We start from the raw sequence: 20,833 nt of genomic DNA, 5'->3' as shown, positions 1-20,833 counted from the left end.
GAGCTAATGAGCGTTCATTAAACGCAGGCGGGGTCTTTGGCAGGGGGGGGCGGCGCTGCGAAGGGCCCGGGGCGCTGGGGGGGCCAAACGCAATGAAGCCGGCGCGCCTAACGCGCGCCGTCCATTGCAAACAGCAGACTGACTTTTCAGAGGCTGCCTGGTTCAGGCTTTGGGTTTGCGCTTCGTCACCTTGGCCGCGGCGGCCGGAACGGCCGGCTTGCGGCCGAGGCCCGAGGACTTGGCCAGTGCCGAACGGGTCGCGGAGTAGTTCGGCGCCACCATCGGATAGTCCGACGGCAAGCCCCATTTGCCACGATATTCCTCCGGGCTGAGACCATGGTCGGTCATCAGGTGGCGTTTCAGCGACTTGAATTTCTTGCCATCTTCCAGACAGACGATGTGGTCGGGAAACACCGACCGCTTCGGATTGACAGCGGGGTTCAGCGCGGGGCTTTCCACGGCGGCAATGCTGCCCAGCTTGCGCACCGATGCGCTGACGCTGGCGATCAGATCCGGCAGGCCGGACGCAGGGAGAGGATTGTTGCCGACATAGGCCGAGACGATGTCAGCAGTCAGTTCAATAGCGGTCTTGCTGTCGATGGTGTGCAATTCTGTTTCTCCCGCCGGTCATGAAGTTGCCGGCTTTTTTTAAGACTTCTCTTGATGTATCGACCTAGCTGCACCCCCCAACGGGTCGCTAAGTCTCAATAAACGATCAAGAATCGGAACAGGAGGATGTTTCCACAACAGGTTGCAACGTTGCAAATTAGAAAATCTAATACTTGGAAACGGCCGACTTCGCGCCAGCAGATTTCAACTGCACGGACCCGGCAGGTTTGGAGTCGGCCAGTATCTCCAGAATGCGCTTCCAGCGGGCGCACCGGCCGAAATCTTTTTGCTCTATCGCCTTTTCGGCCTTCATGGCGGCGTAGAGCGGCGCCTCGGCGCCGAACTCCTTGAGCAGCCAGAATGCTTCCTGTCTGGCGAGGCGTTCATCGTCGTCAAGCATGTTCAGCCTCCGAGCGTTCTATGCCCACCGCAATACAGCTGCCGATGACGAGGACCGCACCGGCTATCGCGGTCAGCGTCAGCCTTTCGCCCGACAGCGTCAGCAGCAGCGTCGATGCGATCGGCGTCAGATAGGCGATGACCGCAACCTTGCCGCCGCCTTCAAGCTTCAAGGCGCGCGACCAGAAATAATATCCCAGCCCCATCGGGCCGGCGCCGAGATAGAGGCCAAGCAGGAGGTGCTCGCTGGATGGCCAGGCTGCGCCGTCGTGAATACACCATAGCAAGGTCAGGCCGACGCCGACCAATGCCGAAGGCAAAAGCAAACGCTCCGACGGTGTGGCCAGGCGGGCGACCGCAATCGAATAGAAGGCCATGCACAGCGCCGAGCCGAAGGCAGCGAGATAGCCGACGATGCTGCCTTGGAGAAAAGGCTGGCCGCGACCACCCGAGATCACCAGCGCCACGCCGACAAAGCCGAGCACGGCAGTCAACCCCAGCAGCACGGGGCGTTGCCGCTTGCCCAGCACGATGACCGCCGCCGCGACCATCAGCGGCCAGGTGTAGGCGACGAGATTGGCCTCGATCACCGGCATGGAGGCAAAGGCGATGTATTGCAGCACCATGGTGCCGACCAGGCCAATAAAGCCGACCGCGACCGGCGCCAGGGTGCCGTCAGCACCCTTGGAAAAGGCTGCGTCTTGCGTGTCCCCCTTCCGGCTCGCCAGATGGATGACGGCGAACACCAGAGCCGCTCCACAAAATTGCAGCAACTGCACGAGCGATACTGGATGGCTGGCCAGCAGGGATTTGCCGACCAGCGCGTTGGTCGACCACAGGGCGACCGCGCCGGCGGCGAAGACCAGGGCCGATGGCGAGCCGGATCCATCCCGGAATCGGCGCGACGGTGCCTTGTCCTTATCGCCGACCATGATGTTACCGACGGTCAAACCGGCGTCCACTTCTATGCCCTGGCTACCATGATTCCCTTGATCCGCCCGGGACCGGCGCATCGGTCGCCGCCGCAACCGGACGCTCTTCCTCGAAGCGGCGATAGGCCGGCAGCTGGTTCGTCCAGACGTCTTCGGCCAGTTCGTTGACCCATTCGCGATCGTGATCATTGTCGGCTGCGAGATAGAACATGCGATTGTCGTCGACGTAGGGCTTGGCCACAGAGCGCTGGTTGAGGACCAGCGTGACGCGCGAGCCGAGCTGTATCGGCGCGGTGCGGTGCAGCACACCGAGAAACTGGCCGAGCGTGGCGTAGTTCTTCTTGTGGTCGATGCGCATGACCTGGTTGCGCGGAATCTCGCGGCCGGATTCAAGGATGGCGCGGCCGGTCTCGGAATCGTCGCAGTAGATTTCGAGATGGCCGCCGACCAGCGGATTGCTGATCGACAGCGGAATGAGTTCGGTGACCGGGACACCGTCGCAATGCCAATCGACGGCGCCGTCCTTGGGATTCATGAAAGTGACGGTCGAGCCGACGATCGACAGCGGATAGGGCTCGAGCTTGGTACCCATCATGTCGGACAGACGCTCCAGCCGCAGCTTGTCGTGCAGCAGTTCCTTGATCTCCGGGATGAAACGATCGGCGCCGGTGATGAACGTCAGGTCGAGGTGCTTGTGCACGGCGTGGCTGGCCTTGAGCTTCAACGCCGCCTCTTCGATCGCCGCCAGCAGCGCCGGGTCGTAGCCATGCAGATACTGCGCAACGCCGAAACCCGACACTTTCCAGGCCGTCTCATGGCCGATAATGGCTTCTCGGCTCATCGCGTAGCGCAGTTCAGGTATGGTATGGGCGTTCATTCTACTTCTCCAGGATGGGGGCATCACTTGGTAAACTGTCGATTAATTTCCCCACCCCTGTAAAATTAGGAATGCTGGTGCTAGTGTAAGCCCAGCTTAAGGTCGAAACGCGTGCGTCTGCTCAGTCAGGTCAACCTCAATTCGCTGAAGATTGTCGAAAGTGCCGCCCGGCACCGTAACTTCACGCGCGCGGGCGAAGAGCAGTTTATTACTGCTTCCGCCGTCAGCCAGCGCGTCAAAAGCCTCGAGGACCAGCTGCGCTTCAAGATCTTCCAGCGCGGCGGCAATGCGGTGTCGCTGACACCCGAAGGCGAGACCTATGTGTCGCGCGTTCGCGAGGCGCTGGAGCGCATCGTGGCGGCCAGCATGGAGGCGACCGGACAGTCGCAGGCGCATGTGCTGAAGATTTCGGTACTGCCGACGTTCGCGGCGCGCTGGCTGTTTGCCCGCCTGCCGCTGTTCCAGCGGCAATATCCCGAAATCGAAATGCGGGTCTCGACCTCCTACGCCACCAATGAGTTCGCCACCTCCGAGTTCGACCTCGAGATCCGCTATGGCGACGGCAGCTTTCCCGAGCTCAAGGCGGACCTGCTGTTCAAGGAGGATTTGACGCCGGTGTGCAGCAGGAAGCTGTTCCACGAGGTTCTCGGCGACACGCCGCCGTCACAGGTGACGCCCGACGACCTCAGGCATTTCACGCTGCTGCATTCCGACACCTGCACACAGAACTGGCAGTCGTGGCTGGGTTTTGCCGGCGCGAGTTCCGTGCTCGGCGAGACCAAGAGCATCTATTTCGATTCCTGCATGATGTCCTATGAGGCGGCCAATGCCGGCATGGGCTTTGCAGTCGCCAACCGCGCCTATATGGCGAGCGAGATCCGCGCAGAGCGGCTGGTGGCGCCGTTTGCCGTGCATCACCCCAACACCGCCGGCTGGTATTTCGTCTGCCCGGTCACCGCGCCCTACACGCGCAAGGTGGAACTGTTCAAGCAGTGGATCATGGCCGAGGCGGCGCTGACGCAGTGCCAGCTGGACGCCGGGATTGCCGGCGGCCCGGTGCTGCGGCAGGCGATGGCCTGACGTCCTCCCGCCGAGTTTCGTTCCACACGCCATCTGACATCGAAGTTGTTTTGTGCAGAAGCGCCGTCATGAAGCAGGTCGATGCGGCCCACCTCATGACGTAGGCGAGAGACTCAGCTATCTTCGGTTGTGCGGCGGACCTGATATCCGCCTGGCCGGCGCTATCAGCTCACCTCCCAAGCGGCGCCGGCCTTCTTCTCCCGAAGGCCACCTTCAGCCTTGTCGTCCCGCTAAAACGATCATTGCGCGGGCTGATCGCCGCCGGCCGCCGGCTTTGGCGCCGAATCCGACTGCGGGGCCTGGTCGAGCAAGGGTGCTTTGGGCGGCTGGATATTGTTGTCGCAGGCGGCGAGCGCCAAGCTGGCGGCCAATAGAATCAGAAGCCTCTTCATGGCGACCTCCTAGGTCTGCCCTCTCCTTCGTAAGGCAACGAGGTGGTTCAGCTTTGGTTGCACGCTCGCAAACGACACCGCGTCGGCTGGAACCAAACGGCGGCTCTGAGGTTGGTTGCCCAAAGGAGATCGCGCCATGATCCGTCTGCTCATTACCGGCCTTTTCGCTTACGCGACCTATCGCATCGCCAAGGAGATCATCAAGGACGTGCCCGACAATTTCGATCCGTTGCCGATGCCTGGCGACGAACGCGCCCCATTGCGGCGCCAGTCGGCGGCGACGGGTATCGCGCCACGGCGATAAGGGCGACTTCGGCCCGTTGCGAACAAAGCGGAAACGATGCTTGATAGGCGATGACCATCGCCATCACTGATTCGTCCTTGCAGCCCGCCTATCTGGCGAAGCTCAATGCCGAGCAACGGCTCGCCGTCGAACATGGCGACGGCCAGATCGCCGGGCCGCTGCTGGTGATCGCCGGCGCCGGCTCCGGCAAGACCAACACGCTCGCCCACCGGGTCGCGCATCTGATCGTCAGGGGCGCTGATCCCAGACGCATTCTGCTTATGACATTCTCGCGCCGCGCCGCCACCGAAATGGCCAGGCGGGTCGAACGCATCGCCGGCGAGGTGCTGGGCCGAGACGCGTCCGTCATCGCCGATGCGCTGGCCTGGGCCGGCACGTTTCACGGCATCGGCGCCAGGCTGCTGCGCGACTATGCGCTGACGATCGGCCTCGACCCGGCCTTTACCATTCACGACCGCGAGGATTCCGCCGACCTGATGAATCTTGCCCGGCATGAACTTGGATTCTCGAAGACCGAAAGCCGGTTTCCGACGAAGGGCACCTGCCTGGCGATCTATTCGCGCGCTGTCAACGCGCAGGCGCCGCTTGGCGAGGTGCTGGGTTCGGCCTTTCCGTGGTGTGCCGGCTGGGCCGAACAACTGAAGGTTCTGTTCGCCCGATATGTCGAGGCCAAGCAGGCGCAGAACGTGCTCGATTACGACGACCTCCTGCTCTACTGGGCGCAAATGGCCGCCGAGCCGGAGATCGCGGCGCATATGGGCTCGCGTTTCGACCATGTGCTGGTCGACGAATACCAGGACACCAACCGGCTGCAGGCCTCGATCCTTTCGGCGCTGAAGCCGGACGGCGCCGGACTGACAGTGGTGGGCGACGACGCGCAGTCGATCTATTCGTTTCGCGCCGCGGAAGTGCGCAACATCCTCGATTTCCCGCAACAATTCGCGCGAGCCGCCGATGTCATCATGCTGGAGCGCAACTACCGCTCGACCGTGACTATTTTGGCGGCAGCCAACGCGGTCATCTCGGAGGCGTCGGAGCGCTTCACCAAGAAGCTCTGGTCGGAGCGCAAATCCTCGCAAAGGCCGAAACTGGTCAGCGTGCGCGACGAGGCGGAGCAGGCGAACTATGTCTGCCAGGCCATCCTTGCCGAGCGCGAGGCCGGCACGGTGCTGAAATCGCAGGCGGTGCTGTTTCGCGCCTCGCACCACAGCGGCCCGCTGGAGATCGAACTGACGCGCCGCAACATCCCCTTCGTCAAGTTCGGCGGGCTCAAATTCCTCGACGCCGCCCATGTCAAGGACGTGCTTTCGGTGCTGCGTTTTGCCGAGAACCCGCGCGACCGCGTCGCCGGCTTCCGCGTGCTGCAGCTCCTGCCCGGCATCGGCCCTTCGGCGGCGAGCACCATCGTCGAGACCATGGCCACATCGCTCGACGAGGAAATGGGGCTGGCCCGCTACCGGCCGCCGCAACGCGCGGCTGAGGACTGGCCAGCCTTCGTTGCGCTTTATTCCGGCCTGCGCGCCCGGTCGGGGAAATGGCCGGCCGATCTCGAACAGGTCAGGCTGTGGTACGAGCCGCATCTTGAGCGCATCCACGAGGATGCAACGACGCGGCGGGCCGACCTTATGCAGCTCGAGCAGATCGGTTCCGGCTATGCTTCGCGCGAGCGCTTCCTGACCGAGCTGACGCTGGATCCACCGGATGCGACCAGCGACCAGGCCGGGCCGCCGCACCGCGACGAGGACTATCTGATCCTGTCGACCATTCATTCGGCCAAGGGCCAGGAATGGAAGAACGTCTTCGTGCTCAACACCGTCGATGGCTGCATCCCGGCCGATCTCGGCGTCGGCACCAAGGAAGACATCGAGGAGGAGCGCCGGCTGCTTTACGTCGCGATGACGCGGGCCAAGGACGGCCTGCATCTGGTGACGCCGCAGCGCTTCTTCACTCACGGCCAGGCAGCGCGCGGCGACCGCCACGTCTATGCCTCGCGAACCCGTTTCATCCCGGCCTCGATCCTCGGCGCCTTCGAGCAGACGTCGTGGGCGAGCGTCCACGCCAAGGACGATCCGCGCCACAGAACTGAAGTCCGCGTCGACCTCGGCGCCCGCATGCGCGGCATGTGGAAATAGAAGCCGCCGCAACCGCGGATGCCGGCCGGGGAGCGACCTCAAGAAGCAAATCGGCCTGTCATGGCATCTCTCAGGGAACCTCGGGCCGCCAGCCGCGTTTTCTGGCGTCCAACCCGCGATCGGAGAGCGGCGACCGCCGCCTTTCCGCCCATCCAGAGAGGCCAGAATGCACGATGCGATGTTCTTCACCCCGGTTGCCGTTAGCGTTGGCGCCGGCCACAAACGCATGCTCGCCTCGCTGTTCGAGATGCATGATTTCCTGACCGAATTTCCGCCGTCACGCCGGCGCCTGAGCTATGGCGCGGCCGTCAGGGCCTGCGAGGCGGCACGCGCCGGCGAAATCTCGACCGAGGCCGCACGCGATGCCCTGATCACCTTTGCAGTCACGGCAGGCATCCTCTGGCCCGCGGTCCAGCCGGCCGTCTCGGTCAAGCCTGTCGCACACGGTTATGGCGGCTACGCCGTCTGAGACGGCCGGGACCGGGCCTGCCCAGCAAAAAAGATCACTCGGACTTGCCGGCAGACGTCGGCGAGGCCTCTGGCAGCCTTGCCGGCGGGGCGGTCTGTTCGGTGTTGCCGACAAAGAGTTGATCGCCGACAAAGGGATAGGCAAGCTGCCGATGATAGAGCGAGGGAACCGGGTCATCGGTGCCGTATTTCTGCGGCATCCTGTCGGGCATGAACAATGTGCCTCCCAGCATGTCGAGCAAAGGGCAGCCTGCCCGGCGAAATTCTTGTCCCAGGCTTCGCGCTCATTGGCATGATGCCAGTGATGAAATCGCGGTGACGCCAGCAGCCATTTCAACGGTCCGACCCTGATACGCGTGTCGAATGGATGAACAGCGACTGCCACTGATAGACCAATGTGAAGATCAGTATGGCGGGGGTCGAAAATCGAGCGCGAAGACCGGCAGGAACGACGCCGATTTGGTCAGGATCTGTTCGACAGGATGGACGCGGTGCGCTGCCAGCCAATCCATCTCCTATGACCGGCACCGCCTTGAGGCACCCTGCCCTCGTTGGGCCGAAGATCAGCTCGCCAGAGATTAATGCTAAGAGATGAACGGATTGCTGACGGCGGCTGGCGGCTGCTTATCGCCAGAAAAATCGAGATTTCGGTTGTATAACGATATTCTCCACCGCTTTCGTGTAACATCGTGGTTATCGCGAAGTCGTTCTCAGAAGCGATAGTTTTACCTGCGCCACGGAGACAAATATGTTGGCCGCCGCTGCACCAAAACTTGGGCGCAATTTTCAATTTTTGCTTTACGAAAACTCGCACCCCACGTAGATCAATTCTTGATGTACATAACTCTCAGAGCATATTGTGCGATCAAGCTTTGAGGGCTAACGTGCCTTGGTGAACCGGGAGGACGATCAAGCGACCTGTGCGCTGAACACGTTATTTAGCAGAAACCAGCAACTATATCAGCATAGGAATGGGTGGGGCGTTGCAGAGTACACAGGGTATATTGACGTACCGACTGGGCAGCCTTTTGAATAGAGCCAATCTTGGCTCTCTGTTCACAGCAGCCGGTCGACCCGGTTTTCGACAGCTTTTTGCTTTTCGAAAACAGCCTGACCTCGACACGACCAATTCGCTGAGTTTTGCGGCACCGCCTCCCGAAGCGCCACCTTCCGAAGCACCGCCTCCCGAAGAATCGTCTGCGGAGCCACCGCATGCCGAAGCACCGCATGCCGAAAAATTTGTCCATTTGATCGACAATCTGTGGTGCGATACGTATGGCGTGTTCGTAAAAGGCTGGGCCCATGCTTGGGACCTCCCGATCACGGTGATGCGGCTGAAGAGCGGGGATTTTCGGGTAGAGGTTTCGGACTTCCACGACCGATCCGACTTGGCGACCTTCTTCCCATCACTGCATTCAATGAAATGCGGCTTCTCGGCCTACTTGGCCTGCAGTCCCTTCCGGCCGGTGGTTTTGGAAATCGAGACCGTCGATGGCTCGGCGGAATTCGAAATCTCCGCACTTTCGGCCAATCATCCTGTCAACACTGTCCTTCCCGAGCCGATGTTCACGCAACGGCGCTTTGCCGATGAGATGAAGAGGACCGGCGGTGTCGTCGTGGAAATCGGTGCGCGTGTCGTGGGGCCGTCATCTTCGCTACAGGCAGGGCAGTTCCAGCCCGAGTGCAAGTTCATCGGTGTCGACATTCATGAAGCGCCAGGCGTCGACGTTGTGGCAGACGCACATTTCCTGGGTGAGCATTTCGAGCCCGGCTCAATAGACGGAATATTCTCTTATGCGGTGATGGAGCATCTTAGTTGTCCGTGGCTGCTGGCGGCGCAAATCAACAGGGTGCTGAAGGTCGGAGGCCTGACCCTGCACTCGGTGCCTCAAGCCTTTCCAGTCCATGAAATGCCCAACGATTTCTGGCGGATTTCGAGCGAAGGCTTGAAAGTCCTGTTCGCACCCGAGATGGGCTTCGAGATCCTCGAAGTCGGAATGACGACGCCGGTCAAAATGTATGTGCACCCGGCGTTCCGGGAAGGTCCCATGCTCGAATTTGCGCTCCACGATGGAATGGCGGCGTCCTATGTCCTGGCGCGCAAGACTTTCGATCTTCCGGATGGTGCGGTTTCCTGGCCGCTCCAGCGCAGCGATTCCATGGACCACAGCAAAGCCTATCCGAAGCACTGATCACAACGATGCCAGAGAGGGGATTCATAAACTTCGACTGCCCACCGGCCCCGGCGGAATTCGTTTGCCCAGCGTGTGGTGGCGCCAATGCCAAGGCAAAAGTTCTGAGCGCCGGCACGATGTCGCTCTACCGATGCAATCAATGTGCGTCGCTGATTTATCACCCGTTCCCATCAATCGACTATACGGAACACACCAACCCGTTGGGTATCCGCAACTACGTTGAAATGAACGCCTCCATCGACACTGTCGCGCGGAACATTCTCAGGGTCGTTCCAGAAGGTCGAGTCGGCAGAGTCGTCGATATCGGTTGCGGTTTCGGCTTTGCCCTGGATGCCGTTCGCACCATCGCCGGCTGGGAGGCCAAGGGCTTCGAGCCTTCACAGTATGGTGGCGCGGGGCGGGATCAACTCGGCCTCGATATCGTCCGCGATTTTGCGCCGCTGAACGCCAATCCACAATATCTGTACGATGTGGTGCATTGCTCGGAGGTAATCGAGCACATTCACGATGTGACCGGCTTTCTGGCAATCCTTAAATCGTATTTGGCCGAGGACGGGGTGATTGTCCTGACCACGCCCAATCCCGAGCGGATCAATCCTGCCACTGAACAATCCACCCTTCTGGCTCTGCTGTCACCTGGAGCTCACACGATCCTCTTTAGCGCTGAAGCGCTGACACGGCTGTTCGATGAAGCGGGATTGCCATTCGTATCCGTCGACAAAAGCGCAGACAGCACCTTGTTCTATGCATCGCGCAAACCGATCGAATTCCAACCCACCGAAAGTTGGCAGAGTAAGATCCTTTGGTATCTGGAGAATGCGGTTTCGCGCGCCACTCCTGGTTCTTCGTTGGCAATCGGCTTGCGCTATCGCCTTTTTCGCGGGGCCATCGATCACGGCAAGTACGAACTGGCGGAAAAGAGCTTCGCTTCAATTCTTGCTGATGCGCGGCCCAGACTGGATGACATAAACACGTTGGCGGAGTTTGCCGACCGGTGGCCGCTTTGCATAGCGGCTTCGACCTACTATCGCGGAATGCTGCTGCTCATCCACAAGGGCGACTACCTGCACGCGGCCGAGCATCTCTGTGCGGCACATCTGCTGTGCCGGAAAAAGCTGTCAATCGATTCCTCGGTAGCGGGCGTCGAAGCCGATTTAATCTGGCGGGCGAAGTATCACGAAGCGCTTTCGTTAAAATATGCAGGCCAGAACCGTCGTGCTCTCTCTGTTCTTCGGGCATTCGAAGAGAATGATTTATGGGTGAAAGTACCGCCAAACCTCATTCCAGATGTCGAAAACCTTAGGATCGATCTTACAAGCTTACTTCCTCGATATGAAACCCTAAATGCTTGAGTTATTCGGTTTTTGGCCACCGTGAAGGTTTTTATTAGATGAAACGATCGATCGTTGCCTGCATACCGCTCTACAATGGTCGAAATTTCATTGGAGCGTCGCTGAAAAGCGTGCTCGAGCAAACTCGTCCGCCAGATGAGGTAATCATTGTCGACGATGGTTCCACCGACGGTGGTGCTGAAGTCGCTCGCGAAGTTGCCCGGGGCGACAACCGGGTATGTGTCCTGACGAAAGAGAACGGCGGTCAATCGTCGGCCCGCAATATGGGCGTCCGCAACTCCAAAAGCGACCTGATCGCTTTTCTTGACCAAGACGACTGGTGGTACCCAAAGCATCTCGAGACTTTGGAAGCTGCGGCAGGGCCTGAGCCTCAGGTAGGTCCATTCGGATGGGTCTACAGTGACCTTGACGAATACGATCGGGATGGAAATCTAGTGGTTCGGCAGATGCTCAAGCGACTTGGTTCAGAACATCCGAAACGGACGATCTTCAACTGCCTGTCCCAGAACATGTATGTCCTCCCGTCTGCCTCCCTCATCTCTCGCGAAGCGTTCGAGGCGGTAGGTGGATTTGACGAGCGGCTTTCCGGCTACGAGGACGACGATCTTTTTCTGCGGCTGTTCAGGGCGGGCTACACCAACAGGTTTCTGAGAGAGGCCTTGTCCGCGTGGCGCATTCATGGTGACTCCGCGTCATACAGCGCGAGAATGGCTAGGTCGGCTCTAATCTACGCAGACAAACTTCTGGTGGCATTTCCTGACGATGTTCCCTTGCGACGCTACTACGCCAGAGACCTGATAACGCCGCGTTTCTTTCGCAGTGCGGCTGGCACCTACCGGATTGCAGGCCAGTGCGGAAGCGCTGAACTGCTGATGCCGGCACTTGCGCTTATCGACAGGATCACGCCGACAATGAGGATCAGGCGATGGCTGATCATGCGGGCGATACGGCCTTTCCTCGGCAGCCACTTGGTTGCGAAACTGGCATCTTTGGAATTTACACGTAGCTTTGTAAGCCGGGTTCTCGCAATTTAGCGGCGTCTGGCAATAGCCTGTCCCACTATGCAAGTTGGCTTCGGCGCATTCCCTACGCGACGGCCAGCAAGTAATTGCTCCCCACTCCCGGTCTCCAGTCTGGCTGCGTTGTCGCGCCGGGCATGGCAGCGCGGCTGTCGCGAGATATTGGTATTGGGGTCGATTTCAGATGCTGGGAGACGGATTTCTACACAGATACTTTCTCAATAATGGAGGAAAGCGGCTTCATAAGTGGTTCCATTATTTCGATATCTACGAGCGCCATTTCGAACGCTTCAGAAACAGAGCGCCAACGATTCTCGAGATAGGCGTGTCCGGAGGCGGCTCCCTTCAGATGTGGAAGGCTTACTTCGGCCACGGCGCTCGCGTAATTGGCATCGATATCGATCCGATCTGCAAAGCGCATGACGAAGTCGGCATAGAGATATTCACTGGCAGCCAAGACGATCCGGCGCTGATCAACCAGATCATCGACAGATATGATGCCTTCGACATCATCATCGATGACGGAAGTCATATCATGCGACACGTAATGAAGAGCTTTGAGCTGCTGTATGACAAGGTCGACCCTCATGGCGTTTACCTCGTCGAGGATCTTCATACTGCGTATTGGGATGAGTATGAGGGCGGCCTGAAGCGAGCCGGGACTTTCATGGAGTTCGTCAAGGACAAGCTTGATGAGATAAACGCGGCACACGCAAGAGGCGCGATCCCCGTCTCTACCTTCACCCGATCGACAGCCTGTATCGCCGTCTACGACAGCGTGGTCGTGTTCGAAAAACGGCCGCAAGGCACCCGCCAAACCTCCATAACGACAGGAATGGGATATGCTGAACAGGAATGAGTTGCTGTTTTCATTATTCGATCCGAGCGGCTTCGGCCTGGAAATCGGACCAAGCTACAATCCTCTTTTGCCAAAGCGCCGTGGCTACAATGTCGAAATCGTCGACCATGCCGACGCCGCCAGCCTGCGCGAGAAATATCGCGACGATGCATCAAAGATCGAAGAGGTCGACTATGTCTCGGACGGCCGCACCCTGCTCGAGACCATCGGCTATGAGCAACGTTACGATTTCATCTTTGCCTCGCATGTGATCGAACATGTCACCGACATCGTTCGTTTCCTCCAAGACTGCGAAACACTGCTGAAACCCGGGGGACGGCTTGTGCTGGCGGTACCAGACAAGCGCTTTTGCTTCGATGCGCTACGGCCGCTGTCCACTGTCGGTCAGACGCTGCAGGCCCATGCGGAAAAGCGCAAACGCCACACGCCGGGAATTCTGTTTGACCAGGTTTCGTATGTTTGCACCAAGGCCAAACAGACCGTCTGGCTCGAGCCGACCTTTGACGATGTCGCCTTCCTGCAAAGCGACGAAGAGGCAAAAAGCATGTTCGAAGCCGTTCAGGTAGACACGGCCTATTACGATGCTCACGCGTGGCAGTTCACGCCGGCCTCGTTCCGATTTCTGATCAAGAAACTTCGTTCGCTCGGATACATCAAGTCGGGGGAACTTGCGTTTCACAAGAATGAACCGGGTCAGTTACACCTGCATGAGTTTTATATCAGTCTCTCGAAGAACGCCCCTGTCCTGCATGATTCCGATGTCGATCTGCTCAAGGAGGCGGAGCGGGAGCTGCGCGAAGTTGCCGTAAGCCGGGATGAGCTAAGCTTGCAGATCGCGGCCGCACACCAACAAATCCAGAGTCTCATTGCAACGAACCAGGCCCTGCTGAAATCGACATCCTGGAAGATAACCGCCCCGCTACGCTATGTCAGATCGGTGTTCCTGTAGCACCACGCACGCCATGCAGGCTCACCCTCAATGCAGCGTCGGGTCGCCGGACAGCAGGCCGCGCGGCCCGGTCGTTTCGAAACTGACCTGGTCGCGGCCGTTGGACTTGGCCTTGTAGAGGTGCCGGTCGGCCGTCAGGAACATGTCGGCATAGGTGGTGGGTCCGCTGAAGGCGACGCCGCCTATGCTTACCGAGAGCGGACAGGGCCGCCCATCCGGGGCAAACTCGACCTCGCGGATGCGCCGCCGGATCCCCTCGGCAACCAGCCAGGACTGCGACGGGTCGGCGCCGGGCAGGAAGATGGCGAACTCCTCGCCGCCGATGCGTCCGACGATGTCGGCGCCGCGCAGCTGGGCCTTGATCGTCTGCGCAATAAGCTTGAGCGCCTGATCGCCGCAATCGTGGCCCAATCGATCGTTGATGGTCTTGAAATGATCGGCGTCGACGATCAGCAGGGCGCCGGCATCGACGACGGCCTGGCTGCGCGCCTGTTCGAGATAGGCCTCTACCAGCATCGAAAACGCGCCGCGGTTGAACACCGCGGTCAGGCTGTCGGTCGCCGCGACGATGCTCAGATTCTTCTGGGCGATCGCCAGCTGGCGCATCTTGTACATCAGGAAAGAGAAGAACGATCCACCCAGCACGAGCGGCAGCAACAAGTCGGTGAGCTGCGCCCAGCGCAACGCTTCGGGCGACAGCGACGGAAAATTGTAGGAATCGACAAGGAAGGCCGCCGCGATACAGATCGCCGTGCCGACAACCGTGACTGCTATGACCCTGCCCAAGCTCGTGGGCGAAAGATCGACCCGCATGCCATTTCTCCCACTGTGTTCGCCATTTTGCAGCGGGAACACAAATGAAACCCTAAAATCTTACCTGCAATTCGAATGTGGTTAACCAGAACAATTCCAGGAAAGTGTGAGCAGCTTTCCCGGGAGAAGCGCGTGGGCGCTTTCCCTGAGAATTACCAAGACAAAGGGATAGCGCGTTTCACCGTTTCCGTTAAACGATAAAAAACTCCGGCAATCGAAAGGCGCGATCGGTTGCCTTGTGAGTGGCGACAAAAAGCCCGCCACTTGCGCGGCGGGCTTTCCGACTGGCCGGAGGCTTCTCGTCAGCGCATGTCCCTCGGGAAGTCTGGGCCATGCGGTAGGAGAGTGCCGTAAAGCCTCACGGCTGGCTCGACACTCCCGGCGAAACCTGTCTCAGCGACGCGAGATCATAAGGCATAGCTGCCGCAGATCGCTGTCGTAGGTGCCCTCGCTGGCGAGCACATCGACGCAGCGCTTCTTCATACGTGTCAGCTGGCTGTTCGACATGCTAGCGACGACACCGGGTGTCCCAGGGGTGCCTGGTGTTCCAGGAGTTCCTGGAGTGCCGGGGGTACCGGGCGTGCCCGGCGTTCCGCCAATGCCGACGCCGACACCGACGTTGATGCCGCTGCCGACGTTGACGCCGACACCGGCATTGATACCTCCGCTGCCGCCGACCGTGGCCCCAACACCGGCATTGATGCCACCGGCTCCGCCGACCGTCGCGCCAGCGCCAGCCTTAATGCCGCTGCTACCGCCGACTGAGGCGCCGAGGCCTGCTGTAACGCCGCTATTGCCGCCGACCGTTGCGCCAGCACCCGCCTTGATACCGCCGCTGCCGCCAACCGAGGCGCCGGCACCGGCCTTGACCCCGCCGCTGCCGCCGATCGAAGCGCCAACACCGGCATTGATGCCGCCAGCACCGCCGATAGATGCGCCGACACCGACGCCAATTCCGCCGCCTGCATTCGCGGGAGCGGCAAAAATGACGATAATTGCACCCGCCGCCAGTGTTCTAGCGATTTTTTGAGTGATATTAACCATGACACTCTCCTTGTTGCCGTTCTGCTTTGTGCATTGCAACATGCCAGCAAACCAAAGCAGACATATGCTTATGCACTCACAGCTACGCACGAGTCTTCCTTATAGTTTCTTTATTTTTTCCAAGAATAAGGATTGTAGTTCTCAAGGCGTGCACTGGTCTGCTAAAAAAAAATATGTTTTTGCTTCAATATTTAAACTTTGTTTAATTCTCTCGACAGAAATTCCACCGGAGTTGGAGCGGGTTGTGGCTGCGGCGGCCTGGAGCCGAAGGCCCACAAAAGGCGGGCCACTGACAGCCCAGCCATCTGGCCCAGTCACCGGGCAGCGTTGTGCCGACAGGGTCCTCAAACCCGGCTTGGATCCAGAGCTGGTGCCGGGCATCGACGGCCGCGCAAATGCACCGGTTAACGCTCCCGTGCGTTTAAACGGGAAGCGCGGTCAGGAGATCAGGCGTAGGCGCGGCCTTCGTCGGTGCGTTGGAAAAACGCCAGGTCGAGCTGCACCGAAGGCCGGCCGAGAATGGTCAGGATGGTATGCGCCTGGCCGCGGTGATGGGTCTGGTGGTTGAAGACGTGTCCCAGCGCCGGCGCCAGCCGCTGCGAGACGGTGCGCATGTCGGAAACGGTCATGTAGGAGAAGCGGCCGGACAAAGCCTTTTCGGTCAAACCGCCGACCCAGTCGACGATCCGCCTGTCCTCGGCCTCACGCGCCAGCTTTAGACCAGGCAATGCGCGGTGCAGGATGGCGTCGAGCTTTGCCGGCGCGTCGCCCTCGCCGGTGAAGCGTTTCATCCAGATGCGGTCGGTGGCCAGCAGATGGTTGAGCGTGCCCATCATCGAGCCGAAAAATGCGCCGACATCGCGGTTGAACTCTTCTTCGTCAAGTGCGGCGACGGCATCGTAGATGCGGCCATTGGCCCATTGATTGTAGGCCGCGAACATCATGAAATGCTGTTTCATCTTTTTCCCGCCGACGAGTTCCGCTTCAGCCGCAGGCGCCTAATTAGACCGCGAGGACGCAGCCGCCAATGACCATTCTGTTCTATGAACTCGTCGGACACGACGCGACCCGTCCGCTCAACCGGCATTGCTGGAAGGAGGCGGCGGCAGCAGAATAGGCAGTAGGCAATAGGGTCTGAGCGCTGTACTGCCTACTGCCTACTGCCTGCTGCCTACTGCCTACTGCCTATTCCCCACACAAGTCTCCTGATCGCCATGCCACCACCCCCCGATTTCACCGATGATTTTCGCGCCGGGCTGGTCACGCTGCTGCGCTGGCGCCGGGATGTGCGGCGCTTCGAGCGGACGGCTTTGCCCGAGGATACGCTGGAGCGGCTGCTGGAGCTTGCCAGCGTCGCGCCGTCCGTCGGTCTCAGCCAGCCGTGGCGCTTCGTGGTGGTCGAGAGCGCCGAGCGGCGGGGCGCGGTGAGAGACTGTTTCGAGCGCTGCAATGCCGAGGCGCTGGCATGCTTTTCGGGCGAGCGCGCCGCTCTCTATGCCCGGCTGAAGCTCGCCGGTCTCAATGAAGCGCCCTGCCAGTTCGCGGTTTTCGCCGACCGCACGACGCAACAGGGCCACGGGCTCGGCCGCATGACCATGCCGGCGACCATCGACTATTCGGCCGTCATGGCGGTGCACACACTGTGGCTGGCGGCGCGGGCGGAAGGCATCGGCATGGGCTGGGTGTCGATCCTCGACGCCGCCGAGATGGCCGCAATCCTGGACACCCCGCCTGAGTGGACGCTGATCGGCTATTTCTGCCTCGGCTATCCCAGCGAGGAGCATGAGATGCCGACGCTGGAGCGCGAGGGCTGGGAGCGCCGGCGGCCGCCCGTTGTTATCAGGCGGTAGTGATACTGACAGTCACTTCGCGCCCTCTTTGCCGACCAGCTTGACGCAGATCGGGTCGCCCTTCGGCATCAGCGTGCATTGCCATTCGGGGCCGAAGCCGAAGTTCGTATCTGTGCGGAGTCCCGGAAAGAGCAGCATAACAAGGCCCACGGCAGCAAAAATGCCGATAATCAATAGGCTCCCTTTTATGTCGCCCGGCCTGAGGTGGTGGTAGGGCCAGCGCGTCCCGTCAAACATGGTCCGATGTCTTTCCATTCCGCTGGTTTCCCTTCGAAACCGTGCGTGCCTGCGCAATCGCCATTTTCCCGCAAAGCCTTGCCTTTGACCACAGCGTTGCGAACGGCCATGCGGGCGGTCGCGGTCGAATAACGCTGCCGGGGCGCCTCCCCTTGGCAATGGGCCGGGCGGCTTGTATAGAGCCCGCCACTCCACATTCCGATCTCAAGACTTTCCATCTCAAGACAAGGACGACCCCATGGCGCTCGAACGCACCTTTTCCATGATCAAGCCGGACGCGACCCGGCGCAATCTTACCGGCGCCATCACCAAGATGCTGGAAGAGGCCGGCCTGCGCGTCGTCGCCTCACGTCGCGTGTGGATGAGCCGCCGCGAGGCCGAAGGCTTTTACGCCGTCCACAAGGATCGTCCGTTCTTCGGCGAACTGGTGGAATTCATGTCGTCGGCGCCGACCATCGTGCAAGTTCTGGAAGGCGAAAACGCCATTGCCAGGAACCGCGAAGTTATGGGCGCGACCAACCCCGCCAACGCCGCCGAAGGCACCATCCGCAAGGTCCACGCGCTGTCGATCGGCGAGAATTCCGTGCACGGCTCCGACGCGCCGGAAACCGCCGCGCAGGAGATCAAGTACTGGTTCTCCGACACCGAGATCGTCGGCTGAGCCGACGCGAACCAATGTATGCAAGAGGCCGGCACTTCGCCGGCCTTTTTCTTTGGTCAGGTCCCGGCTTCGGCTTCATGCCGCTTTCAACGGATGAGCGGCGTGTCCCAGAGGTCGCCGAGCAGCGTTTTCAGCTCCGTGAAACGCTTCTCGCCCAGTTCCTCGGCCCATTCCCGTTCGACGTCGAGCAGGATGTCGGCCATCTTCTGGTATGCGGCGCGCCCGCGGTCGGTGAAGTGGACGACGGTCCCGCCGCTCTCATCGGGTGCCGCCGAGCGAGTGATATAACCCATCGCTTCCAGCGTCTTCAGCAGTTGATTCATGGCCTGCTTGCTCATCGCGGCGCGCTCGGCGAGCGCGCTCGGCCGAAGGCCATCCGGGCCGGGATATTGGATCACCGCCATATGCGGCGGGCTGAGGTCCTCGAAACCCGACGCCCTGAGATCCCTGATCAGCTTGCGGTGAATGGCCATGGCCGGAACGCGCAGCAGCGCACCGATCAGCGGTGGCTTCTTTGGCGGTGCTTCCGCGGATAATGGCATTGACACTCTGGTAAATTGAGTTTACTCATTTCGGTAAATTCAATTTACCACGTGGGAGGATGAAATGCTAGACAGAGCTAGCCAGATCAGCGTCAATCCGGCCGACGAGACAATCAGCCATGGCGGCCTTGCCGTGCGCTTCCTGCTTACCGGCGACCAGTCGAACGGCAGCATCGCCGCCTTCGAACTGACGGTCGCCGGCTCGCAGCGCCTGCCCGCCCCGGCGCACAGCCACGATCACTATGAAGAGACGATGTACGGGATCGAAGGCGTGCTGATGCTGACCGTCGACGGACACCGGCACGATATCGGGCCGGGCCAGGCGCTGTGCATTCCGCGCGGCGCGGTCCATCGCTTCGACAACGACATCGCCGCGACAGCCAAGGTGCTGTGCGTGGTGACACCGGCGGCGATCGGCCCGGAATATTTTCGCGAGGCCTTCGCCATCTTCAGCACTGGCGGCCCGCCAGACCGCACCAGGCTGATGGACCTGATGCGCCGGTTCGGCCTGACGCCGGCGCCCCCGCCGCCGCCGCAGTCTTGATCTTAACTCGCTGCGTTAAATCGCAAAATGTCACGGCCGTCCTTGTCGGCGATGATCAGCTTGCCGCCATCGACACGGTATGACGCCGCCTTGGCGAGCGCCTCGAACAGCGCCTTTTCCTCGGCCATCACCTCCGGCGCGCAGGCTTTGTAGGTCGAGCCGATGTCGCTGATGACGATGGTCTCGCCATCGACCTTGGCGGTGGCGAAATAGGCGTTGCACGGGCCGCTGCCGCCGGCCTTGCCGGCTTCGCTGACCCGGAACGTCGCCTGCGGCTCCGAAATCACGCCGATACCGTCGATATACTCGACCAGCCAGCTCTGGCCGAACAGCGAGGCCGAGGTCGGCTTGTCGCTCGGCGCCACCATTTTCAGCACAATGGCCTGCGGCGCGTCGCTGAGCGGATCGACCTGATAGCGCGAGTCCGTAACGAACAGCAGCTTGTCGTCGGCGGTGATGCGCGCCTGTAGCGCATAGGTCATGTTGGGCCGGATCACCGTTGGATCGAAGCTGATCTCGAACTTGATCGGCACCTGGCCGGCCGGCGCTACCTTGCGCTCGCCGACAATGGCGGCCGGCGCATCGGCCAGCGATACATCGGCAAGTTGAATCGACAGCACGGCGTTGGGCGGCAGCGCGATGCGCTCGCGATACATCACCTCGCCCTTCAGGGTTTTCTCGGCGGCGACGGAAGGCTCGGGAACGGCCAGAACGCCGATAACCAGCGGCACAAAACCGAAGACGAAGAATTCGGCGATCCTGTCCAGCATGCCCTTGCTCCCTTTTTGCCGATGCGATTTGGCCAAGGGAATGCGGTCAATACATGGCTGCGCCGAGATTTATTCGGGCCGCGCCTTCCAGCGCGCCGCAGCCTGGTCGTCGGCGTCCTTGGCCTCGACCCAGCCGCCATCGGTGCCGTCCACGCGGTGCTCCTTCTTCCAGAAGGGTGCACGCGATTTCAGGAAATCCATCAGGAAATTGGCCGCTTCGAACGCCGCCTGCCGGTGCGAGGACGCCGCCACCACCAGCACGATGTTTTCGCCCGGTGCGATCTTGCCGTGGCGATGGATGACGGTCAGCCCTTGCAGCGGCCAGCGCTGAAGTGCCTCGCGGGCGATGCGGGTGATTTCGGCCTCGGCCATGCCGGGATAGTGCTCGAGTTCCAGGGCCGACAGCTGGCCCTGCTCGTCGCGGCAAAGTCCTGAGAAGGACACCACGGCGCCGATGTCGGCGCGACCCTCGGTCAGTTTCGCGATCTCGGCGGCAACGTCGAAATCGTCGCGCTGGATGCGCACCGTCGGCGCGCCGGACATGGTGTCAGCCCCCGGTCATCGGCGGAAACAGCGCGATCTCGCGCGCGCCGGCTATCTTCTCGCGATGCTCGACATGTTCCTGGTTGATGGCGACGCGGATCACATCAGGATATTGCAGCGCGTGCTCATATTCCTCGCCACGCGATTTCAGCCAGCGCAGGAGGTCGGCCACCGTCTCGATACCGGCGGGCAGTTCGACATCCTCTTCCGGCTTGCCGATCCGTTCGCGCACCCAGGCGAAATAAATGAGCCGGGTGATCAT

At 60.7% G+C, this 20,833-nt stretch carries 26 protein-coding genes; 12 read left to right on the top strand and 14 right to left on the bottom strand.

The annotated features are described in order from the left end of the window. Nucleotides 1-162 precede the first annotated feature (162 nt). From NKH35_RS19400 to NKH35_RS19385, 4 genes are all read right to left on the bottom strand, one after another. Entirely contained in the window at nucleotides 163-609 is a 447-nt protein-coding gene (locus NKH35_RS19400) for a Ros/MucR family transcriptional regulator (RefSeq protein WP_023670270.1), read from the bottom strand. A 166-nt stretch (nucleotides 610-775) separates the two neighbouring features. Then, entirely contained in the window at nucleotides 776-1,009 is a 234-nt protein-coding gene (locus tag NKH35_RS19395; protein WP_023733893.1) for a hypothetical protein, read from the bottom strand. After that, a complete protein-coding gene (locus NKH35_RS19390) occupies nucleotides 1,002-1,958 on the bottom strand; it encodes a DMT family transporter (protein WP_352560211.1) in 957 nt (318 codons plus the stop codon). Before NKH35_RS19390 ends, NKH35_RS19395 begins: the two co-directional genes overlap by 8 nt. A 25-nt stretch (nucleotides 1,959-1,983) precedes the next feature. After that, entirely contained in the window at nucleotides 1,984-2,817 is an 834-nt protein-coding gene (locus NKH35_RS19385) for a hypothetical protein (RefSeq protein WP_352518950.1), read from the bottom strand. Between the two features lie 111 nt (nucleotides 2,818-2,928). Between NKH35_RS19385 and NKH35_RS19380 the strand changes: the two genes are divergently transcribed. Continuing rightward, nucleotides 2,929-3,897 carry a LysR substrate-binding domain-containing protein gene (locus NKH35_RS19380; RefSeq protein ID WP_352915864.1) on the top strand — a complete coding sequence of 323 codons (969 nt, stop codon included), beginning with the start codon at nucleotides 2,929-2,931 and terminating at the stop codon, nucleotides 3,895-3,897. A 239-nt stretch (nucleotides 3,898-4,136) separates the two neighbouring features. Here the strand turns inward: NKH35_RS19380 and NKH35_RS19375 are convergent, their stop codons facing one another. Further along, entirely contained in the window at nucleotides 4,137-4,289 is a 153-nt protein-coding gene (locus tag NKH35_RS19375) for a hypothetical protein (RefSeq protein WP_352915861.1), read from the bottom strand. Nucleotides 4,290-4,425: 136 nt separating this feature from the next. Between NKH35_RS19375 and NKH35_RS19370 the strand changes: the two genes are divergently transcribed. The 3 genes from NKH35_RS19370 to NKH35_RS19360 all read left to right on the top strand — a co-directional run bounded on the left by NKH35_RS19370 (nucleotide 4,426) and on the right by NKH35_RS19360 (nucleotide 7,194). Next, on the top strand, nucleotides 4,426-4,593 hold the full coding sequence (locus tag NKH35_RS19370) for a hypothetical protein (RefSeq protein WP_352915858.1): 168 nt from the start codon (nucleotides 4,426-4,428) through the stop codon (nucleotides 4,591-4,593). A gap of 50 nt (nucleotides 4,594-4,643) precedes the next feature. Beyond that, a complete protein-coding gene (locus tag NKH35_RS19365; protein WP_352915856.1) occupies nucleotides 4,644-6,725 on the top strand; it encodes an ATP-dependent helicase in 2,082 nt (693 codons plus the stop codon). A 166-nt stretch (nucleotides 6,726-6,891) separates the two neighbouring features. Next, nucleotides 6,892-7,194, top strand: a complete 303-nt coding sequence (locus tag NKH35_RS19360) for a DUF982 domain-containing protein (protein WP_023670262.1) — start codon at nucleotides 6,892-6,894, stop codon at nucleotides 7,192-7,194. A gap of 34 nt (nucleotides 7,195-7,228) precedes the next feature. Here NKH35_RS19360 and NKH35_RS19355 read toward each other — a convergent pair whose 3' ends face one another. Continuing rightward, the gene (locus NKH35_RS19355) at nucleotides 7,229-7,405 is read right to left on the bottom strand and encodes a hypothetical protein (RefSeq protein ID WP_352915854.1); all 177 of its coding nucleotides are present in this window, start codon (nucleotides 7,403-7,405) and stop codon (nucleotides 7,229-7,231) included. Between the two features lie 792 nt (nucleotides 7,406-8,197). On the opposite strand from NKH35_RS19355, the gene NKH35_RS19350 reads away from it, so the two are divergent. From NKH35_RS19350 to NKH35_RS19330, 5 genes are all read left to right on the top strand, one after another. Then, the gene (locus NKH35_RS19350) at nucleotides 8,198-9,385 is read left to right on the top strand and encodes a methyltransferase domain-containing protein (RefSeq protein WP_155929547.1); all 1,188 of its coding nucleotides are present in this window, start codon (nucleotides 8,198-8,200) and stop codon (nucleotides 9,383-9,385) included. Between the two features lie 8 nt (nucleotides 9,386-9,393). Then, nucleotides 9,394-10,740 (top strand): class I SAM-dependent methyltransferase, encoded by a 1,347-nt coding sequence (locus NKH35_RS19345; protein WP_352597521.1) that lies wholly within the window; start codon nucleotides 9,394-9,396, stop codon nucleotides 10,738-10,740. Between the two features lie 38 nt (nucleotides 10,741-10,778). Continuing rightward, entirely contained in the window at nucleotides 10,779-11,774 is a 996-nt protein-coding gene (locus NKH35_RS19340; RefSeq protein ID WP_023738638.1) for a glycosyltransferase family 2 protein, read from the top strand. A gap of 334 nt (nucleotides 11,775-12,108) precedes the next feature. Continuing rightward, the gene (locus NKH35_RS19335) at nucleotides 12,109-12,618 is read left to right on the top strand and encodes a class I SAM-dependent methyltransferase (RefSeq protein ID WP_245274452.1); all 510 of its coding nucleotides are present in this window, start codon (nucleotides 12,109-12,111) and stop codon (nucleotides 12,616-12,618) included. Then, nucleotides 12,602-13,567 (top strand): class I SAM-dependent methyltransferase, encoded by a 966-nt coding sequence (locus tag NKH35_RS19330; RefSeq protein ID WP_023738636.1) that lies wholly within the window; start codon nucleotides 12,602-12,604, stop codon nucleotides 13,565-13,567. The genes NKH35_RS19335 and NKH35_RS19330 overlap by 17 nt, the downstream gene beginning before the upstream one ends. A 27-nt stretch (nucleotides 13,568-13,594) precedes the next feature. Here NKH35_RS19330 and NKH35_RS19325 read toward each other — a convergent pair whose 3' ends face one another. The 3 genes from NKH35_RS19325 to NKH35_RS19315 form a co-directional block, all read right to left on the bottom strand. Then, nucleotides 13,595-14,380, bottom strand: coding sequence for a GGDEF domain-containing protein (locus tag NKH35_RS19325; RefSeq protein WP_352462880.1), 786 nt, complete (start codon nucleotides 14,378-14,380; stop codon nucleotides 13,595-13,597). Between the two features lie 393 nt (nucleotides 14,381-14,773). Further along, nucleotides 14,774-15,424 (bottom strand): hypothetical protein, encoded by a 651-nt coding sequence (locus NKH35_RS19320; protein WP_352915850.1) that lies wholly within the window; start codon nucleotides 15,422-15,424, stop codon nucleotides 14,774-14,776. A 446-nt stretch (nucleotides 15,425-15,870) separates the two neighbouring features. Continuing rightward, nucleotides 15,871-16,383 (bottom strand): DinB family protein, encoded by a 513-nt coding sequence (locus tag NKH35_RS19315; protein ID WP_023673440.1) that lies wholly within the window; start codon nucleotides 16,381-16,383, stop codon nucleotides 15,871-15,873. A gap of 255 nt (nucleotides 16,384-16,638) precedes the next feature. Between NKH35_RS19315 and bluB the strand changes: the two genes are divergently transcribed. Continuing rightward, nucleotides 16,639-17,274, top strand: coding sequence for a 5,6-dimethylbenzimidazole synthase (gene bluB / locus NKH35_RS19310; RefSeq protein WP_023705333.1), 636 nt, complete (start codon nucleotides 16,639-16,641; stop codon nucleotides 17,272-17,274). A 12-nt stretch (nucleotides 17,275-17,286) separates the two neighbouring features. On the opposite strand, the gene NKH35_RS19305 is transcribed toward bluB, so the two are convergent. After that, nucleotides 17,287-17,511 (bottom strand): hypothetical protein, encoded by a 225-nt coding sequence (locus NKH35_RS19305; protein ID WP_023754715.1) that lies wholly within the window; start codon nucleotides 17,509-17,511, stop codon nucleotides 17,287-17,289. Nucleotides 17,512-17,749: 238 nt separating this feature from the next. Here NKH35_RS19305 and ndk point away from each other — a divergent pair, with 238 nt between their 5' ends. Continuing rightward, nucleotides 17,750-18,172 carry a nucleoside-diphosphate kinase gene (gene ndk, locus NKH35_RS19300; RefSeq protein WP_023705335.1) on the top strand — a complete coding sequence of 141 codons (423 nt, stop codon included), beginning with the start codon at nucleotides 17,750-17,752 and terminating at the stop codon, nucleotides 18,170-18,172. A gap of 86 nt (nucleotides 18,173-18,258) precedes the next feature. On the opposite strand, the gene NKH35_RS19295 is transcribed toward ndk, so the two are convergent. Beyond that, nucleotides 18,259-18,714 (bottom strand): MarR family winged helix-turn-helix transcriptional regulator, encoded by a 456-nt coding sequence (locus NKH35_RS19295; protein WP_023673444.1) that lies wholly within the window; start codon nucleotides 18,712-18,714, stop codon nucleotides 18,259-18,261. Between the two features lie 64 nt (nucleotides 18,715-18,778). Here NKH35_RS19295 and NKH35_RS19290 point away from each other — a divergent pair, with 64 nt between their 5' ends. Next, on the top strand, nucleotides 18,779-19,258 hold the full coding sequence (locus NKH35_RS19290; protein ID WP_023733884.1) for a cupin domain-containing protein: 480 nt from the start codon (nucleotides 18,779-18,781) through the stop codon (nucleotides 19,256-19,258). A 2-nt stretch (nucleotides 19,259-19,260) separates the two neighbouring features. Here the strand turns inward: NKH35_RS19290 and NKH35_RS19285 are convergent, their stop codons facing one another. The 3 genes from NKH35_RS19285 to moaD form a co-directional block, all read right to left on the bottom strand. Next, nucleotides 19,261-20,028, bottom strand: a complete 768-nt coding sequence (locus tag NKH35_RS19285) for a YbaY family lipoprotein (RefSeq protein WP_023733883.1) — start codon at nucleotides 20,026-20,028, stop codon at nucleotides 19,261-19,263. 69 nt (nucleotides 20,029-20,097) lie between these two features. Then, nucleotides 20,098-20,571, bottom strand: a complete 474-nt coding sequence (locus NKH35_RS19280) for a molybdenum cofactor biosynthesis protein MoaE (RefSeq protein ID WP_023733882.1) — start codon at nucleotides 20,569-20,571, stop codon at nucleotides 20,098-20,100. Between the two features lie 4 nt (nucleotides 20,572-20,575). Then, a complete protein-coding gene (moaD, locus tag NKH35_RS19275) occupies nucleotides 20,576-20,833 on the bottom strand; it encodes a molybdopterin converting factor subunit 1 (RefSeq protein ID WP_023673448.1) in 258 nt (85 codons plus the stop codon).

It is taken from the genome of Mesorhizobium sp. M1143 (genome assembly GCF_040318435.1).
GTDB lineage: Bacteria > Pseudomonadota > Alphaproteobacteria > Rhizobiales > Rhizobiaceae > Mesorhizobium.
The sequence above is the reverse complement of the archived record's forward strand: the minus strand, read 5'-3'. Positions and strand labels throughout refer to the sequence as shown.

What these genes read in the sequence shown, in the direction of transcription:
- NKH35_RS19395 (WP_023733893.1), bottom strand. Translation starts at nt 1,009, where the DNA reads ATGCTTGACGACGATGAACGCCTCGCCAGACAGGAAGCATTCTGGCTG.
- NKH35_RS19385 (WP_352518950.1), bottom strand. Translation starts at nt 2,817, where the DNA reads ATGAACGCCCATACCATACCTGAACTGCGCTACGCGATGAGCCGAGAA.
- NKH35_RS19375 (WP_352915861.1), bottom strand. Translation starts at nt 4,289, where the DNA reads ATGAAGAGGCTTCTGATTCTATTGGCCGCCAGCTTGGCGCTCGCCGCC.
- NKH35_RS19370 (WP_352915858.1), top strand. Translation starts at nt 4,426, where the DNA reads ATGATCCGTCTGCTCATTACCGGCCTTTTCGCTTACGCGACCTATCGC.
- NKH35_RS19365 (WP_352915856.1), top strand. Translation starts at nt 4,644, where the DNA reads ATGACCATCGCCATCACTGATTCGTCCTTGCAGCCCGCCTATCTGGCG.
- NKH35_RS19360 (WP_023670262.1), top strand. Translation starts at nt 6,892, where the DNA reads ATGCACGATGCGATGTTCTTCACCCCGGTTGCCGTTAGCGTTGGCGCC.
- NKH35_RS19355 (WP_352915854.1), bottom strand. Translation starts at nt 7,405, where the DNA reads ATGCCCGACAGGATGCCGCAGAAATACGGCACCGATGACCCGGTTCCC.
- NKH35_RS19345 (WP_352597521.1), top strand. Translation starts at nt 9,394, where the DNA reads ATGCCAGAGAGGGGATTCATAAACTTCGACTGCCCACCGGCCCCGGCG.
- NKH35_RS19340 (WP_023738638.1), top strand. Translation starts at nt 10,779, where the DNA reads ATGAAACGATCGATCGTTGCCTGCATACCGCTCTACAATGGTCGAAAT.
- NKH35_RS19335 (WP_245274452.1), top strand. Translation starts at nt 12,109, where the DNA reads ATGTGGAAGGCTTACTTCGGCCACGGCGCTCGCGTAATTGGCATCGAT.
- NKH35_RS19330 (WP_023738636.1), top strand. Translation starts at nt 12,602, where the DNA reads ATGCTGAACAGGAATGAGTTGCTGTTTTCATTATTCGATCCGAGCGGC.
- NKH35_RS19325 (WP_352462880.1), bottom strand. Translation starts at nt 14,380, where the DNA reads ATGCGGGTCGATCTTTCGCCCACGAGCTTGGGCAGGGTCATAGCAGTC.
- NKH35_RS19320 (WP_352915850.1), bottom strand. Translation starts at nt 15,424, where the DNA reads ATGGTTAATATCACTCAAAAAATCGCTAGAACACTGGCGGCGGGTGCA.
- NKH35_RS19315 (WP_023673440.1), bottom strand. Translation starts at nt 16,383, where the DNA reads ATGAAACAGCATTTCATGATGTTCGCGGCCTACAATCAATGGGCCAAT.
- bluB (WP_023705333.1), top strand. Translation starts at nt 16,639, where the DNA reads ATGCCACCACCCCCCGATTTCACCGATGATTTTCGCGCCGGGCTGGTC.
- NKH35_RS19305 (WP_023754715.1), bottom strand. Translation starts at nt 17,511, where the DNA reads ATGTTTGACGGGACGCGCTGGCCCTACCACCACCTCAGGCCGGGCGAC.
- ndk (WP_023705335.1), top strand. Translation starts at nt 17,750, where the DNA reads ATGGCGCTCGAACGCACCTTTTCCATGATCAAGCCGGACGCGACCCGG.
- NKH35_RS19295 (WP_023673444.1), bottom strand. Translation starts at nt 18,714, where the DNA reads ATGCCATTATCCGCGGAAGCACCGCCAAAGAAGCCACCGCTGATCGGT.
- NKH35_RS19290 (WP_023733884.1), top strand. Translation starts at nt 18,779, where the DNA reads ATGCTAGACAGAGCTAGCCAGATCAGCGTCAATCCGGCCGACGAGACA.
- NKH35_RS19285 (WP_023733883.1), bottom strand. Translation starts at nt 20,028, where the DNA reads ATGCTGGACAGGATCGCCGAATTCTTCGTCTTCGGTTTTGTGCCGCTG.
- NKH35_RS19280 (WP_023733882.1), bottom strand. Translation starts at nt 20,571, where the DNA reads ATGTCCGGCGCGCCGACGGTGCGCATCCAGCGCGACGATTTCGACGTT.
- moaD (WP_023673448.1), bottom strand. Translation starts at nt 20,833, where the DNA reads ATGATCACCCGGCTCATTTATTTCGCCTGGGTGCGCGAACGGATCGGC.